The 14,949-nt window shown below is 61.6% G+C and carries 16 protein-coding genes; 4 read left to right on the top strand and 12 right to left on the bottom strand.

The window, feature by feature from the left end:
* The first annotated feature begins 113 nt into the window (after nt 1–113).
* The gene (locus tag LK06_RS04440) at nt 114–1,265 is read left to right on the top strand and encodes an ISAs1 family transposase (RefSeq protein ID WP_234367286.1); all 1,152 of its coding nucleotides are present in this window, start codon (nt 114–116) and stop codon (nt 1,263–1,265) included.
* Here LK06_RS04440 and LK06_RS04435 read toward each other — a convergent pair.
* The 7 genes from LK06_RS04435 to LK06_RS33030 form a co-directional block, all read right to left on the bottom strand.
* A complete protein-coding gene (locus tag LK06_RS04435) occupies nt 1,220–3,442 on the bottom strand; it encodes a type IV secretory system conjugative DNA transfer family protein (RefSeq protein ID WP_234367359.1) in 2,223 nt (740 codons plus the stop codon). The genes LK06_RS04440 and LK06_RS04435 overlap by 46 nt on opposite strands.
* On the bottom strand, nt 3,439–3,612 hold the full coding sequence (locus LK06_RS33045) for a hypothetical protein (protein WP_159025283.1): 174 nt from the start codon (nt 3,610–3,612) through the stop codon (nt 3,439–3,441). Before LK06_RS33045 ends, LK06_RS04435 begins: the two co-directional genes overlap by 4 nt.
* 19 nt (nt 3,613–3,631) lie before the next feature.
* On the bottom strand, nt 3,632–4,327 hold the full coding sequence (locus tag LK06_RS04430; protein WP_078858932.1) for an MT-A70 family methyltransferase: 696 nt from the start codon (nt 4,325–4,327) through the stop codon (nt 3,632–3,634).
* Between the two features lie 304 nt (nt 4,328–4,631).
* Entirely contained in the window at nt 4,632–4,850 is a 219-nt protein-coding gene (locus LK06_RS04425) for a hypothetical protein (protein ID WP_043434044.1), read from the bottom strand.
* Nucleotides 4,847–5,011, bottom strand: a complete 165-nt coding sequence (locus tag LK06_RS33040; protein ID WP_159025282.1) for a hypothetical protein — start codon at nt 5,009–5,011, stop codon at nt 4,847–4,849. Before LK06_RS33040 ends, LK06_RS04425 begins: the two co-directional genes overlap by 4 nt.
* A gap of 199 nt (nt 5,012–5,210) precedes the next feature.
* Nucleotides 5,211–5,495: a hypothetical protein gene (locus tag LK06_RS33035; RefSeq protein WP_159025281.1), complete on the bottom strand. Its 285-nt coding sequence runs from the start codon at nt 5,493–5,495 to the stop codon at nt 5,211–5,213.
* A 318-nt stretch (nt 5,496–5,813) separates the two neighbouring features.
* Nucleotides 5,814–6,572 carry a hypothetical protein gene (locus LK06_RS33030; RefSeq protein WP_159025280.1) on the bottom strand — a complete coding sequence of 253 codons (759 nt, stop codon included), beginning with the start codon at nt 6,570–6,572 and terminating at the stop codon, nt 5,814–5,816.
* A gap of 118 nt (nt 6,573–6,690) precedes the next feature.
* Here LK06_RS33030 and LK06_RS33025 point away from each other — a divergent pair, with 118 nt between their 5' ends.
* Together LK06_RS33025 and LK06_RS33020 are read left to right on the top strand one after the other, a co-directional pair.
* Nucleotides 6,691–8,109 (top strand): hypothetical protein, encoded by a 1,419-nt coding sequence (locus tag LK06_RS33025; RefSeq protein ID WP_159025279.1) that lies wholly within the window; start codon nt 6,691–6,693, stop codon nt 8,107–8,109.
* A 20-nt stretch (nt 8,110–8,129) separates the two neighbouring features.
* Nucleotides 8,130–9,338, top strand: a complete 1,209-nt coding sequence (locus LK06_RS33020; RefSeq protein WP_159025278.1) for a hypothetical protein — start codon at nt 8,130–8,132, stop codon at nt 9,336–9,338.
* A 59-nt stretch (nt 9,339–9,397) separates the two neighbouring features.
* Here LK06_RS33020 and LK06_RS04420 read toward each other — a convergent pair whose 3' ends face one another.
* Together LK06_RS04420 and LK06_RS04415 are read right to left on the bottom strand one after the other, a co-directional pair.
* Nucleotides 9,398–9,814 (bottom strand): ATP-binding protein, encoded by a 417-nt coding sequence (locus LK06_RS04420; RefSeq protein WP_043434047.1) that lies wholly within the window; start codon nt 9,812–9,814, stop codon nt 9,398–9,400.
* Nucleotides 9,811–10,170 carry a hypothetical protein gene (locus tag LK06_RS04415; protein WP_043434050.1) on the bottom strand — a complete coding sequence of 120 codons (360 nt, stop codon included), beginning with the start codon at nt 10,168–10,170 and terminating at the stop codon, nt 9,811–9,813. Before LK06_RS04415 ends, LK06_RS04420 begins: the two co-directional genes overlap by 4 nt.
* A gap of 348 nt (nt 10,171–10,518) precedes the next feature.
* On the opposite strand from LK06_RS04415, the gene LK06_RS04410 reads away from it, so the two are divergent.
* The gene (locus tag LK06_RS04410; RefSeq protein WP_043434053.1) at nt 10,519–11,970 is read left to right on the top strand and encodes a helix-turn-helix domain-containing protein; all 1,452 of its coding nucleotides are present in this window, start codon (nt 10,519–10,521) and stop codon (nt 11,968–11,970) included.
* Between the two features lie 3 nt (nt 11,971–11,973).
* Here LK06_RS04410 and LK06_RS04405 read toward each other — a convergent pair whose 3' ends face one another.
* The 3 genes from LK06_RS04405 to LK06_RS04400 form a co-directional block, all read right to left on the bottom strand.
* Nucleotides 11,974–12,777, bottom strand: coding sequence for an alpha/beta hydrolase (locus LK06_RS04405; protein ID WP_234367358.1), 804 nt, complete (start codon nt 12,775–12,777; stop codon nt 11,974–11,976).
* A gap of 85 nt (nt 12,778–12,862) precedes the next feature.
* A complete protein-coding gene (locus tag LK06_RS33015) occupies nt 12,863–14,485 on the bottom strand; it encodes a hypothetical protein (protein WP_159025277.1) in 1,623 nt (540 codons plus the stop codon).
* A 7-nt stretch (nt 14,486–14,492) separates the two neighbouring features.
* Nucleotides 14,493–14,753: a helix-turn-helix domain-containing protein gene (locus LK06_RS04400; RefSeq protein ID WP_043434059.1), complete on the bottom strand. Its 261-nt coding sequence runs from the start codon at nt 14,751–14,753 to the stop codon at nt 14,493–14,495.
* Nucleotides 14,754–14,949: the final 196 nt, after the last annotated feature.

Raw genomic sequence — 14,949 nt, 5'->3', positions numbered from 1 at the left:
TGAGTGCGCAGGTCGCGACGGTATGACGATGCGCGGTCGGCCCGGTCCGTACGCAACGAAGCTCCGGTTGATGCCGGTGACCGATCAAGTCGCCCGCACCGCCCGGAGCTTCGATGTGCCGTCAGTCTGCCACCGTCTGTCTGATCAAGTCGCCCACCCGTCAGCACCGGTTGATCGGACCGCTGGCCCTGCGGCTGCGGACCTTGGCCGACCCCCGGCATCGGCGCGGGAAGCGTCACTCGTTCGTGAGCGTGCTGCTGGTGGCCTGCTCGGCGGTGCTGACCGGAGCCCGTTCCTTCGCCGCGATCGGCCAGTGGGCAGCGAGCGCCCCGCAGGACACGCTCGCCCGGCTCGGCGCCCGCGCCACGACGGTCTTGAACGTGCGCATCGCGCCGAGTGCGGCGACCATCCGCCGCGTCCTGAACGCCGCCTGCCCCGGCGGGCTCGCCGACCTGCTCGGATCCGATCCGGCCGGGGCGGACACCCTCGCGGTGGACGGCAAGAGCGCCCGCGGCTCGCGCCACGGCGAGATCCCGGCCGCCCATCTGCTGGCCGCGATCACCGGCGCCGGCCTGACCGTCACCCAACTGCGGGTCCCCGGCAAGACGAACGAAATCACCTGCTTTGACGCCTTGCTGGCGCCCTACGACCTGACCGGCGTCACGGTCTCCGCGGATGCCCTGCACTGCCAGCGCGATCACGCCCGGTTCCTCGTCGAGGAGAAGAAGGCGCACTACGCCTTCACCGTGAAGCGCAACCAGAAGAACCTGCACCGCCAACTCGCCACCCTGCCCTGGGAGAAGGCGAGTGCGAAGTTCTACGACCGCACCGATGCCCACGGACGCCTGGAGACCCGCGTCGTGCAGGCCCTGACCATCACCGACCTCGGCGTCGACTTCCCCCACGCGGTCCAGGTCGCGAAGATCGTCCGGCACCGCACTCAGCGCAAGACCGGCAAACGCAGCCGCGAGACGGTCTACGTCATCACGGACCTGGCCAGCCGCGAAGCCTCCCCCGAGCGCATCGCGAAGATCGTCCGTTCGCAGTGGATCATCGAGAACCGTCTCCACTTCGTCCGAGACACCGCCTTCGCCGAGGACGCCTCCACGGTCCGAACCGGACACGGCCCGGACAACATGGCCACCCTCCGCAGCTTCGCGATCAACACACTGCGAGCCTCCGGCCACGCGAACATCGCGGCCGGACTCCGCGAGATGTCCTACGACGGCTTCCGCCGACCACTGGACCTCCTCGGCCTTGCCTGACCAGCGCTCCCACGCAAGATCAAAAGACTTTGCAACAGCCCTGGCTCGACAGCGCCTTGGACTCCGGCAGCAGGCCCGCCCGTTGACGTGCTCGGCTGGGGACTCCAGTTGGTGCGGGCAATAGCCCGAACCGCTTCGGCGTCGCCAGTGACCGGCGGTGGCGGCAGCGTTTTGACCAGCGCCCAACCGGAAGGCGCACCATCCGCCACAAGATTCACGTACGCCTCAAAGCGACGCAGCGACATGAAGTCGACAGGCTCCAGCTCCGGCGCCAGCTTGGTCGCCAGGTCGCGCGCATCGTCGGCCTCGGTCGCAAAGACGACCTTGCTCCGTGCGTTTATGTCCACCGCCGTCCGCAGCTCCGCCGGGAATTGGCTCCTGAACTGTGCGGCGAGGAACCAGCCGACGGACAAACTTCGCGAAATGGCCAAAGCGTCGGCCAGTGAAGTCGGCAGGTGTACAAACCGGGGTGCTTCATCCACATACACCGTGCCGGGCCGCAGGTGTGCACCCGGTTCACCGGCCCGCTCCTGGACGGCCTGCCAGACCTCCGCGATCACGAGGCTACCGATGAGTGATGCCACCCCCGGCCCGATGAGCCCCTCGTTGAGCCCTACGAGCACGACCTTGTTGGTACGGAAGACATCCCGCAGCCGAAACTTCCCCGACCGCTGGTCGAGCATCCGCACCACCGCTGGCCGCAGCAGGAATTGTCGTAGTTTATTCATAGGGGCTGCCAGGATGGCGGCCTGGTTGGCCGGAGCGAGATCGTCGTACCAGGACCAGAACCCAGCCAGCGCTAGGTCGCCTTGCACGCGGCCGACGTAGGGACGGCGGAACGCCGGGTCGGTGAACAACCGGGGCAAATCTGTCAGAGTCGCCGGTGCGTTCGGAAGACTGCCGCGGGCCAGCGTGCGCAAGCCCGAGCTGAAGATGTCCGCTGTACGTGGGCCGTAGCCGTCTGCGAAGACTGCTGCGAAAACGGCCAATAGGCCGTCAACGATCACGTCGGGGTCACGCTGGCCAACGTCCAGCGGATTGAACGAAACAGGCGAAGCGTCAGCAGGGTTGAGCTCCACGATCCGATCAACCTGGTCGGCGGGCACGCGCGCCAAGATCGAGTCGATGAGCTGCTGTTTTGGATCAAGGACGATGACCGGCCGACCTGCTGCTATGTCCGCGAGGATGAGGCGAAGTAGGACATTAGTCTTACCCGACCCGGAGGGGCCGTAGGCCACTCCGTGAAACGTCTGGTCTCTGGCCGATATCCCGATCCGGCGCGTGTCGCCTGGCGCAGCGCTCTGGGCGAAGACCCGCTCGCCCTGGTGTACCCGTGCCGATGCGCGCAGCGGCTTCGGGTGCAGCGGTGGCAACCCTGGCAACTCCTCCTCGCCAAGCGGCCAGGCCAACAACCCAACCAACTCTGGCACGGACAGCTTGAGTGGCCACAACCACGGCCGACGGCCCTCGTTGAGGCGCTCCGCGCTGTCGTGGACGAGCCGAATACGAGTGCCCGGACCTTGGGCCACGGTCAGGCCGGACAACACGCCGAGGAGCAGGCTGGTCCGACGCTGCCGCGTGGCAGCTGCCGCACCGACGCGGATTGTGGCCATGAAGCCGGGGTGTTCCACACGCTTGCGTAGGCGTCCGCGAAGCTCCGCCCCCGCCGGCCTGGTGCCGACCAGAAGCAGTTGTGCGAGCGGCAGGCTTGGGTCCTGGAATTCCGCCGGTAGCACACGCGGCAAAATCCGTTCACCGAGGATGACCTGTACGACCAACGCCTCGTCTGGCGCGAGCGGTATGGACACTGCCGACAGCACCGCCCGGGAGACATTCTCGGGTGCGTCCATGCTCAAGGGCAGATACGAAGGCCGGACGCGCAGGCGACCAGCGGCCGTGACGGGCGGACGAGCCGGAGGCCGCTCCGGCGTGACTTCGAGCAAGGAGCCGGGCAGGAAGTGCCCGAGCAGATGCCCCAGCCGCGCCATGTCTACCGGTCGGGCACCGAGGAGGCAGCGCACCTGGCTGCCGCTCTCAGCGTGAAGTTCAAGCACGAGGTGCCCCGATTGGCGATCTGGCGCCAGCCGGCCCAAGAGGGCGAGCACGGCATCGGCATCGAGGGGGCGCGGCAGGTGCAGTCGGGCAAACTGCAAGGCTTTGCCCAAGGCAGCAGTCATCCGCGAACACCTTCCTCGGGTTCAACGGCATCCGCGGTGCGCTGTTGTTCGGCGAGCACCACTGCCAGGAGGGCCTTGCTGAGCTTCCGGAGATCTGGCATCTCCCGCCGGACACCGTGGACGACGTAGCGGCGTTCTGGCCGCTTGCTGCTTGTCTTGCGTTTGGTCATGGACCACCTCCTTCCGCGGTTAGGTGTTTCGCTGGTGGTGCCGGTCACTCGGCACGGGATAGCTGGGGATGACCAAGTCGGAATCGACCTCATTACCCCAGATTGACCATCCTCGATTGCTCGGGGGACGCCTGCGGGCAAATAGCTCCAAATATGGACCATCCGACAGTCGCTCGATGAGGGCGTACTGCTCGTCGGGCTTCCTGGAGTGCTCAGTGACCGGCGCGTTGAACCACGTCGGCTGTGACTTGAACTTGACCGGAGCCTTGCCCCGCGTGCAAAACAGCACATGCTCGGAAGCATTTCGGAGCGTGCTGCCCAAACCGAGACGAAACTTCACCCAGGTCAAGATCGACTTGGGGACGAAGCCCCAGGCTGCGGCAACGTCGTAGCCGTCACGGAGTGAGCTATTTGTGACCCAAAGCCACAAATGACTGTTCTCTTCCGCCAGATCGGCGACCGGCATCCCCTTGATCTTGCTCAGATCCATGAGCGAGTAATGCCGCTCTGCACCTTTTGCACCTCTTTGGTCATGCGACCACGGCGGGTCCGCCAAGATCGTCCGGAACCGGGTGGGGGTCACCTGCTTTGCTGTTGCATTTTCTTCCACATGCTCTCCTTTCTTTTTTCGCTCCAGATGGCAGGTTGCCCCCGGAGTTATGTATACATTTAGGGCATGGAGATGATCTTGAAAATCCTTTACTCGGTCGAGCATTCGAGCGAAGGTTCGATCGAGTAAACGGTCAGCCAAGCCTGTTGAAGCGCTCGTTTTGCGCGCGGGTCGGGCAGCGAGAAAGTCGGAGTGTTATTCACAACGACACCTCGGACCTGCCCGACTTACCATTGCCGTCGCCGACGTACCAGACGCCAAATACCCAGTCCGATCGCCGCCGGTATGAGCAGTGGGAGCATTGGCGCGAGGAGATCGAATATCCAGCGTGCCAAAATCGAGACAATGAGGAACAGAGACAGCGCTTGAATAAAGCGCTGTCTCCATCCATCCAACGGGCCACCACGGTTCACGCCGGGCGGTACTCCCGCTCGTGCTCGCTGTGTCGGAACTCGTCCAGGCCGCGCAGCGTGGCCAGCAGCCGTGCTTTGGCGATCTGCTTGCGCTGCTTCTCCTCGCCGTAGGCGGCCACAAAGGCCGCCTGAAACGAGTCCACCAGAACCGTGATGGTCTTGGACTCCAGCAGTCCCAGCGGTATGGCAACCGCTGTGTGCGTTGTGGTGCTCACTCGGGCTTTCCCTTCTTGTCGTTGGACTTGTTGAGCACATCTCGGATGTGCTCAATGGCCTTGGTGGTCTTGCGGTCGCTGCGGTTCCGGGTCCATTGCTGGATGCGCCCGAAGGCATACGCCCCAGCGATGATTGCCGGAACTATGAGGTCGTGCTTCACGAACCACCTTTCAGGTAGACAATGCGTCGCATCTGTTCTTCAGACCTACGACGCTGTGCAGCTATGTCGCTCATGACTTGTTGCTGTCGCAGACCGAGCGCATGCGCACGCCACTGACGGCGTGCGGATTGCTTGGCGGCGACGACCGACCGGAGCACCCAGCCGGCCACCACCCCGACCAAGAGCAGCAGAGCGGCAGTCATCCGCTCATCTGCTGACCGAAGCGCCGCACCTGCTGCGCGATGGACAACGCGGCGGAATTGGCAATCAGGGCCAGGGCTTCCGCTGCATCCGGGCACTGCTGCTCAAGCGCTGCTTGTGTCTGCTTGAGGAACAGCACCTCGCTCATGCCGTACTCGGCTGTTGCCGATACGGCTCGCATGGCGACCTGTTCGGCAAGCGTCGCTTCGGAAGCCGAAGCGACAATCTGTCGTGTCCTACGCGACGTAGGTGGAAGCGCATTGCGCCTCATGATCTCGCTCAAGGGCGAGACCTCCTTTCACTCTGTTGAGTTCTCAATATGCAAGCCATTCCCAGGGCCTTCACGTTTGGTGTGCGTGCCTTGGGGGCTGTCGCTTGGTGGCGATGAGAGAAGCAGAGCAGAGTGCGAAGAGTGGTGTCGAGCGTGAAAGCCCTTGTCCCAGTTATTGACCAGTGACCAGTTTTTTCCCAGCACAAAACACCAGCTCAGAAGCTGAACTGGTAAAAAACTGGGAGGGCGGCAGGAACGACCAAGACGACGTGCGCGAACACAGGTCGGCCGGGCCTCGAAGGTGGTGAGTAACTTTGGGCGTGCCCTGCTCTACTCGCTGCGCTGCCGTCGCTGGCGGGCTTGTTCGGCGAGAAATTTGGCGGCGTAGGCTTGAGCCCGCTGATAGATGTATGGAGCTCGTTTCTCGGGCTCCATACGGCTTACTTCATTAACATAAGCCCAGTTGGGATTCAGAAAGCCGGGTATCTTTTCGATCCCTGATACCCCAAGTTTTAAAATTTCCTGAATGCGAAGATGATCAAGACTGTCGATGCCGAGGACTGCCGACGTCACTTCGTTCAGGCTGGGGCAGAGAAGCACGGCCGTCTCGATTTTTGGGTCTTCATCCCATGAGGTGCCCGGGAGTGCCCGGTCAATCAGGAGCTGTAAGTCGCGGATGGCGCCCGGGCCGACCTCGCGCAGGTTAGATGCTTGGCGCTTCCCGACGACAAGTACGTCGGCGAGGTTAACGACTCCACTGTTCTTGAACGCGCCATCTCTGAAACGTTTGCCGCGGTCAGTAAATTCTAAGAGTGCACTTTTAATTGGTAACCCGAGCCGATATCGTCGTTCGACCTCATCCAGTGAGGCAGGTGCTTCGGTTGTTGCTGGCTCAGCCACTTCGGGTATGTCGTCGAGTTGTACCGTGGCTACCTCGAACCGGACGGCCACGCCACCGATGGCCTTAAGGACTTCGGCGATTTCTAACTGTTTGGCAAGAGCCGTTTCCGGATCGGTGACAACTTCGGCTGTGACCTGGAGGCGCACAACTGGGCTCTCGCCTGGTGTTGGTTGGTGCAGATGTTCCATATATGCGATATTTATAACATTTTATGCATATATATGCAATAGTTCGATTGCCCCATGAGATCGCCGATCTGTCTCTATACTCTTCGACCAGGGACGAGCGCATTGGGGGGCGGGGGCTGTGAACCAGGAAGAGCGTCAACCGATAAAAGCCAGTCTCGAAAACGTGCTGAGGGACTTGCCAAAAGGACGTGGTATTCGACGTCCTCTGCGCAAGGCATTCGAGGAAAAGCCGGACTATTACTCCCTCCGTTCTTATTGGGATATTGGCGTCGACGACACCCCCGACGTCGTTTGCGCCAAGATGGCCATCCAGCTTGAACGACTTGTTAGTCGGCTCGCCGATCCGAAAGCGCAAATTGTTGCCCGGGTAAGCTTTAACCTAGTTGGCCCAGGGCTTGAATCATTGGGACTCGCAGGGCTCGACCTGAAAGAGCGTCACGAAGCAACGCGAAACTATAAGCCTCTTCACGGGAGCTACGAAGCCAACCGTAAGAAATTTTCGATCGATATCGTTCCCGATCTTGTGAGCTTCGGTCTATCCAAACCCGCGCCCATACTCAAGGAAGAACTCGATATCTTCCTTGCAAGGTATACCGATATTGTAGCCCCCGTTGACGTACTGCAAGAAATTCCGCCATCACCCACCCCGGAGCCTGCCCCCAAACCTCAAAAGCGAAAGATCCGCCCACTTGTGCTGTCGGCAATTACTCTTGTCGTTGTGGCGAGCGCAGTCGGCATTGCAACACTCACCACCAGCTTCGGCCAGCGCACGGGTAATAAAGCTCAGTCAACCTCAGAACCTCGTCCTGCGCCCTCATCATCACCCCCTGTGCAAATCGAGAGCGTGAGCCCTCTGGCCAACAACGAGCCAGGAGATATGAGTTTCGTTCTGCCGGACAAACTCAGCTTGACATCGACCGGGCTGGTTAACTTCAACAAGAACGTGTACTCGAACTCGACAGCCTTCCGCTCATGGTATACCGGTCGCCAAAGCGCCCAGGTAGGTTTTGCTTTCACCACGGTCACGCTGCGTGGGAATGAATCTGCCGAAGTCACGGTCCAGGGGATGTCGGTCAACTCGACATGCCGAGCGCCCCTTCGAGGGACTATTTTTTCGTCTCCCAGCCAGGGAGAAGGCGATAACATTGGGATGGCGTTTAATCTCGACGTTCCCGACCCGATTCCTCAGAAGGTCGCTTTCAGTCCTGAATCCGGAGCCGGCACACCGTACAAGAGCAACTATTTCGTCGGCCGTCACATCACACTGGCCCGCGGAGAATCTGTGACTCTGAGCATCGGGGCATTCACCAAACTACACGATTGCTCGTTCAGGTTCGAGATGCTTGTCGCAACCACTTCCGGTGCGTTCACAGAGACCATTGATGACCACGGCAAGCCGTTCGAACTCACAGCGCTTGCCAAACCCCGAATCGAGGGAGCGCCTTTCTCGGGGTATCAGGCAACGTACATCAATGGCCCGTACTACGGATTGAGCGAATGGCAGAAGGTTGACCCGGCAACGTATAAGCATAAGTAGAGTGGAGTGAGGAAGCGCACATGTCGTGGAGGAAACTCTTACTACTGCTTATTCCGTTGTGGTTTGCGACTTTCGGTGTGGCCGTATTTATACTCTACCAACAAGCCCATAAAGCGAAAGCTCACAGCAATACCACCGTCTCGGACGGACCTGCCTACGCTTACATAACGGACAGCGCTTTTGTTCTCATGCGAGGCACACAGGTAGTCGCTCGGGCTCCACGTAAGTTCACAGCAGCCAATCCAGATGAAGACCAGGTCGTGTGGACGCCTACTGGTGACTACGTTGCTTTTCTAGCAGATCTGCTCTTTGATCCAGACAGCAACCCAAAGAAGCAAGAGATCAAGTTCGTCAACACGCATACTGGAGCTGTAGGTCATGTCTCATGTCCTGGCTGCACTAGTTTTGCCGCAATCGGCGCGAACGAAATAATCGCCCTCGGCGATACACTCATGCGCTTCAACCTCGATGCGCCGAGTACTGCTATCCCGGTGGACTCAAGCTCTCTACTTCCAGCACAGTTCAATCAGATCCTTGGCGCTACCTCGGGTCGAGTGCTTATCAACGCAACTGACCCAACACAAACGCAGCTACACGACCAAGAGAAGCTGTATCTGCTCGGTGCGGACGGCTCGGACATTTTCACCTGGGGAACTTTCAGTCTTTCTCATATTTTTGCGGCATCCGCCGAGCACACCGCCTATGGATCGGCCCAAATCGCTCTGAAAGCCGACGAAAATCCGGGGATTTGCACCAACACCTCTCGTGTCTCCATCTTCGATCCGAAGACATTCGAAATGGTCGAGACCGATTTCTCCGCCGCCTACCCACCTGGCTACGTCGCCGGTTCCCGCAACGGTTTTTCAGCCTCAGATATGTGGTGGGGCCTAGATGGTCATCTCAGGGCAACGGTTACCTCGTGGACCTGCAAGAAGCAAAGCTCTGGCAACCCGTATATGACGGTGATGCCTGCAAGTCTGTGGCGTTTGGATGGCACCCGATGGGTCAAGGAAGGTACCAGCACTGAGATGATGGTGCGCCAATTGAACCACGCAACAAGAATTTCCCTTATCCAGCACCACTGCGCGGCGAGCAATACTAATGCTAGCTACTGTGGCTCAGGAAAACTCTACCGATCCTCAGATGGACACACTTCTGTTGTAGCTGACCAAGTCATTTCCATCTTTATGCCACCGTTGGACCACGTAGTAGTACCGAGCGGTTCGTAGCACGAACGAACCCGGCCCCCGTCATCAAGACAAGGGCCGGCGCGTACGCGGTGGCCCGTTCACCCCAGCCCAATCGAGCACCACACCACCTTGCCGCCGGTCGGCACAAAGTAGTAGCTCCACTCTTTCGTGATCCGTTCCAAGATGAGCAGCCCTCGGCCGTTCTCAGCGCCAGCCGCAGGCGAGGCGTTGAGAACGGGCGGCCGGGGGTCAGGGTCGGCCACCCAGATCAGGAGCCGGTGTGGCTCCTTGTGCAGCGTCAGCCGAATGCGAGGAGGTACGGCGTCGAGCGACGCGTTGCCGACGCAGCGCACGGCGTTGGTGACCAACTCCGAGACCGCCAACTGGGCATCGTCAATGCGGTCGTCGGGCAAGCGCCAGGCGGACAAGACATCTCGTGTGTGGCGACGACCCCAGCGAACGGCGTCGGCCTGGGCGGCAAGCTCCAGCTCGCTGGTGTAGGGGGTGGCGTTCACGGCCGTGCCTCCTGCTCGGGAGCGGCGGTCGTTTCGAGCGACGCGGCGAGCCACAGCGTGCCACCAATCTCCCGCTCGACATCGTCCTTCATGAGCTCGGCCAAGACGGGGATCGTGTGCAGGTGTTCGGGCGAGGGCATGACGACGTGGCGTACGTTCCTCGTGTGGCAGTGGACCACGACCTCGTGCCACGCCTTGAGTTGCTGCCACTGGGCCTCGATGAACACGTCGGCGAGCACAAAGCCTCGGGCCTCGGCGAAGGCCACCAGGTCACGGTGGAGACGCAGCACGTCGTCTATCCCGAGCCCTGGCAGCACGCGGAGGTAGCCGTAGGCCAGTCGGGGTGTTGGGGGCATCGCGTCGGCTCCTTGCCGCCCCGTGTCGGCTGGGGGGTAAACGGGGCCTCCCGAGCCTGGTGGGGGTCAGTTGGCGGGCCAACTACGGCCGCGCATGGGGACATATACGTCCCGCGTATTGCCCCCGGGGGCCGTATGTGGCAATACGCTGGGTAGGCATGGCCAGAGGGCACCAAGGGCGGGAGCGGCGGCAATATGGCACCACAGCAAGCGGTCCGCTACTGCCAGTGCGGTACGCGGCTGGCCAGGGACAACGCCGGAGATCGCTGCGGGGCCTGCGTCCGCCAGGAGCGCCAGTCAGCCGGCCAACCGCCCGTTCTCCCCGCCGAGTTCTGGGAGCACCCCCGGATGTGTGAGGCCCTGGAGAGTTGGCACTTCGGCCAAGTGCTCTACGCCTACCGCACCCATCCGCATCACGGACGAGCGCTGTCGCAAGGAGCCGTCGCCGACTGGCTCGGCGTGACCCAGGCCCAGCTCAGCCGGATCGAGAACGGATCGGCCCCGCAAGACCTCTCGAAGCTCATGCAATGGGCGCATAGCCTGAAGATCCCGGCCGACTTACTGTGGTTCAAGCTGCCAGGCAGCGGACATCAGTTCGCCGCTCCTGCCAATCCGCGGCAAGAAAGCGACCACCAGAGGCCCGAGGAACCACCCGAGACCCGGGGCTCGGCGCTGCTTCCGGTCATGGTCAACGGACAACCCGTCTTCGTACCGGTCGATGCGGAAACGCTGGCGACGAGCGGCCTCGGCAGCCTGTCGGCACTCCCGGCCGACAGCACCACCGCCACGGAATACGAGGCCATGAGTCCGCTCCACCGCCGAACGCTCCTCAGCGGCATTGCCGCTGCCGCCCTGCCGGGTTGTGGCCTGGAAGAACTTCAGCGCGTCGCGACCGCTCTGGAAGATTCCCGCCGCTACCAGGGCGGCCCTGTCGTCGACTACTTCCGCACGCAGCTCGACTACGCCAAGCGTGACGACGGCAGCCTCGGCCCAAAGAAGACCCTGCCGGTGGTGCTCGGACTGCTGGGGGCGATCGAGCAACATGCCCGGGATGTGAAGCCAAAAAGCCGCCGCGAGCTGCTTTCCGTCGGGGCCGACGGAGCGGAGTTCGCAGGCTGGTTGTGGCGTGATCTTCACCAGCCCGGTCAGGCTGGCTTCTGGTACGACCGCGCCATGGAGTGGGCACAAGAAGCCGACGATGCTGCCATGCAGGGGTACGTCCTACTCAAGAAGTCGCAGATGGCCTACGACGAACGCGACGCCTTGCGGGTGCTCACCCTGGCCCAGGCAGGGAGCCACGATCGGTGGTGCCTGCCGGCGCGGGTAAGAGCCGAGGTCACGCAGCAAGAAGCCCTCGGTCTGGCCATGACCGGTGAACCGCTGGACGCCGTCAAGCAGAAGCTCGACGAGGCACACGGACTGTTGACCGCCGTGCCGGACGACGACGCCCCGACGCTCGGCGCGTACTTCACCGAGGACACCCTCATGCTCCGCAACGCCATTACTTTCACCGAGGCCGGGAAGCCCAGTCTCGCGGTGGAACTGTTCGGCGATGCGATCGGGGCGGGGACGCTGTCACGGCGCGATACGGGGTTCTTCAATGCGCGTCGGGCGGCTGCTGTGGCGCTCTGCGGCGAACCCGATGAAGCTGCCCAACTCGGCCGACAGTCTGCCGAGGTAGCCCACACCATGAAGTCGGAGCGGACCCTGCGTGTCCTCTCCGAAGTGCTGCACACCTTGGGACGCTGGAGCGGCCGGCCTGCGGTACGAGATTTCCGCGAGGCTCTTCGCGCCTCCTGACGGTCACAGCGGCGTCGTTACCCACTCGGCCACGGTACGGATGACGAACGCCTGCCACTCCTGGCTCTGGGGGTCGAGGTACTGCGGGTCGTCGTGCACGGCGAAGCCGTGCTGAGAGCCCTCGATCTCGACGAGCTTGCAGGGACCGCCGAACTGCTCGACTGCGGCCCGTGACGACTCGATGGGCACGAAGGTGTCTTTCGTACCATGCACGATAAGCGTCGGGGCTTGGACGCCGCCGAGCGCCTCATGGGGCCGCAGCCAAAACACCTCGTTGAAGATGGGCCGCCCGTGCTTGAGCGTCGGCGTGAACTGGATGAAGCCCTCCGACGCCAACTGCTGTGCGGCTTCCTCCTGGAGGTAGTCGTTCTCCCAATACGCCCGGCTGTCGATAGTCCGCTTCTTGTAGTCGAGCTGGGGGTTGAAGAGCACCAGACGGGAGACGTCATCCGGGCGCTGCGCGGCGTAGTACGCGCAGATGCCGCCGCCGAAGCTGGCACCGAGCAGCGTGACCTCCTGAGCGCCGGTTGCTTCGCGGGCATGTGCCAGCACGACGCGGATGTCGTTCAGGATGGCCGACAGGGTGAGTTCTTCCTGGCGACCCTCGCTCTGTCCATGGCCGCGGAGGTCGAAGCGAAGCGAGGCAACGCCCGCGTCGGCCAGGCCAGCCGCCAGCCGTGTGAAGAAGCCGCCCTCTTCGCGGGTGACGCCACCACCATGCACGAGCACCACGGCTCGGGATGTTGGCTGTCCTGACTCAACCAAGGTGCCGGCGAGGTGGAGACCGTCGAGGGTGCGGACGCTCACGTCTGTAGTTGGCATGGTGGCAAGCGTAGGGCGGTCGGTCCGACGGCCGACAGAGGGTGACCACTGCTTCGGGAGTGGCAAGCGGCTACATCAGAGAAACCCATGCAGATGTGTCATCGCCCGGCACGATTTTCACGGAAATCGTTTCTTCAGTGCCAGAGTCGTTGGCAACATCGGTCAGAGAATCTAGCTTTGCCGAGGCGTACGTCCTATTTAGGCATCCCAGGTTGTAGGAATCCTCACCCAAGCGAAGGACTAGTTCATTCCTTAGAACGAGGTTGTGGACGGCGTCACCCTGTCGGAGCTGCTGAAGCTCGGGGCTATCCAAACTTGCCCGCGGGATCCTGAAAGAGACGTAATCCCATTGCTCGATGGTCGTCTCGCTCGTTAGGTGCCGGTGGGTCTCTTTGGTTGCCTCGAATTCTTCATCAGTCAAGGACTGAGGAATCGGAAAGTACACGCCGCTGATGCGTTGAATGTCGTCGAGGACGCGAAGAAGTTTGAGCGACTCCTCAACGTTTGGGGTTGAGGCGGGTAGATCCATTGGCGGACCGATTTCCTTGCCATTAAGCACCAAGGTTGCGCCACGGCCCTCTTTCGCCTCTGCTAGAAAACGGACGACTGGCAACAGGATGCAGGGCAGGCTGCGCTCGGGCATGTGGAACGAATAGTTGATTTTGGCGTGATGGGTAGACACGTCGAACCGCGTCACAACCTTCGCCACACCACCGAGGTCTTCGAGCTTCAGCTCGACGCCTCTCCTACCCGATGTTCGTTCTTTGGCTTCGAGCGGGAGGTGAGCCCTGATAACCCCCTGAGCATCCCGAATGCGGAGCGCGAAGCGTGCGTCTGCCAGTGGCGTGTTGTCAATGGCGCCACCGACACGGAGTTCACCACCATCGAAATTTCCGCCAAAATCAGCGGGTGCATCGATGGAAAAATTCTTCACGAACTCGCTCGGAACAACAGTGGCTGTCCCGTAGTCGAAACTGTCCTGAAGCGCCTGTGCAGCTTTCTTTCCGTCCTCGGTGTCGGGGAAGGTAAACACGCCACCGACCTGAATGGGGCGATCCTTCTCAGCGCCAGGGTATCGAGGATGTGTTGTGACGTTGACAGAGCCGTTGGGCTGAATACTGAAGCTAAATTCGTAATGTGGATCGAGAGAGTTGAGGCGGTCCTTGAGTGTGCGTACACGATCTGCTAGATCAGTAACACCTCGGGTGAGAGCGGCTTGTTCTTGGTTGATCTCCCGCATCATGCTAACGATCTCGTCGTTACTACCCTCTAGGTAATAACGTGGGAGCTCCGGGCGGGAGGCCAACTGCCCATCGAGCCAATCTTTCCCGCGCCAGACGCACGGGAACGGATACTTGGCAGTCAGATCATTGAACCACTTGAGTTCGCTATCGGTGTGATTGATGGGCACCACGAGGTACCAAGCCGCGGGGTTATGCTTGGCGGCATTCTTGAGCGAGTCGGAAACTTGCCGTCTCCTGCCGGACCTTTCGTCGAGACGCCCGGTAAAGCTCTTGAGTTCGAAGATTTCCAGGCCGGTCGGAAGCGGTACCTGAACGTCACGCCCTTTGTCTCCGCCCGCTCCGTCGATGCGCTGGGCCTGCGGATGAAGACGACTGATGAGGACGGAGACCATGTCTTCGTAGACGTTGGATCCGAGCCGCTCGTCGGTCCAGTCGACCCTGTTCTTCATGCCGCCCTCAGTCCTTACTGCTCCCGGCCTCGCCCGGCGACTTCAGCCCGCGCACCAACTCCGCCGGATCCACGCCAAGCGCCTCGGCCAACTTCAGAATGTTGTGCAGGCTCACGTTGCGCTGACCACGCTCGACCTGCCCGATGAACGTCCAGTGCATGCCGCTGTCGTCGGCGAGGCGTTCTTGGCTCTTGCCGAGTTCGTTCCTGCGGGCGCGTACCCGGGCTCCGAAGGTCTGGGCGGCGTCTGAGATGGGCTGTTTTGCCATGGCAAGCCCTAGCTCATATGTCCCAAGCCTCAAGATCCAGAGACTATGTATCCCAACTCTCTGCATCCCATGACTATGTGTCCTATGCTGCCTCGCGTAGGCAGCTCTCGGAAGCAGAGGAGGTGGTGGTCATGGTGCACGGCAACGGTGGTGGCGGTGGTACCGGCGGCGGATAGCCCCGCACCCTGGAGACCCC

The sequence above is a fragment of the Streptomyces pluripotens genome (genome assembly GCF_000802245.2).
Classification (GTDB): Bacteria; Actinomycetota; Actinomycetes; order Streptomycetales; family Streptomycetaceae; genus Streptomyces; species Streptomyces pluripotens.
This window is presented reverse-complemented; position numbering and strand designations above follow the sequence as displayed.

Excerpts from the sequence above, each read along its gene's own strand:
- LK06_RS04440 (WP_234367286.1), top strand. The coding sequence starts at position 114 with ATGTGCCGTCAGTCTGCCACCGTCTGTCTGATCAAGTCGCCCACCCGT.
- LK06_RS04435 (WP_234367359.1), bottom strand. The coding sequence starts at position 3,442 with ATGACTGCTGCCTTGGGCAAAGCCTTGCAGTTTGCCCGACTGCACCTG.
- LK06_RS33045 (WP_159025283.1), bottom strand. The coding sequence starts at position 3,612 with ATGACCAAACGCAAGACAAGCAGCAAGCGGCCAGAACGCCGCTACGTC.
- LK06_RS04430 (WP_078858932.1), bottom strand. The coding sequence starts at position 4,327 with ATGCTCGACCGAGTAAAGGATTTTCAAGATCATCTCCATGCCCTAAAT.
- LK06_RS33030 (WP_159025280.1), bottom strand. The coding sequence starts at position 6,572 with ATGGAACATCTGCACCAACCAACACCAGGCGAGAGCCCAGTTGTGCGC.
- LK06_RS33020 (WP_159025278.1), top strand. The coding sequence starts at position 8,130 with ATGTCGTGGAGGAAACTCTTACTACTGCTTATTCCGTTGTGGTTTGCG.
- LK06_RS04415 (WP_043434050.1), bottom strand. The coding sequence starts at position 10,170 with ATGCCCCCAACACCCCGACTGGCCTACGGCTACCTCCGCGTGCTGCCA.
- LK06_RS04410 (WP_043434053.1), top strand. The coding sequence starts at position 10,519 with ATGTGTGAGGCCCTGGAGAGTTGGCACTTCGGCCAAGTGCTCTACGCC.
- LK06_RS33015 (WP_159025277.1), bottom strand. The coding sequence starts at position 14,485 with ATGAAGAACAGGGTCGACTGGACCGACGAGCGGCTCGGATCCAACGTC.
- LK06_RS04400 (WP_043434059.1), bottom strand. The coding sequence starts at position 14,753 with ATGGCAAAACAGCCCATCTCAGACGCCGCCCAGACCTTCGGAGCCCGG.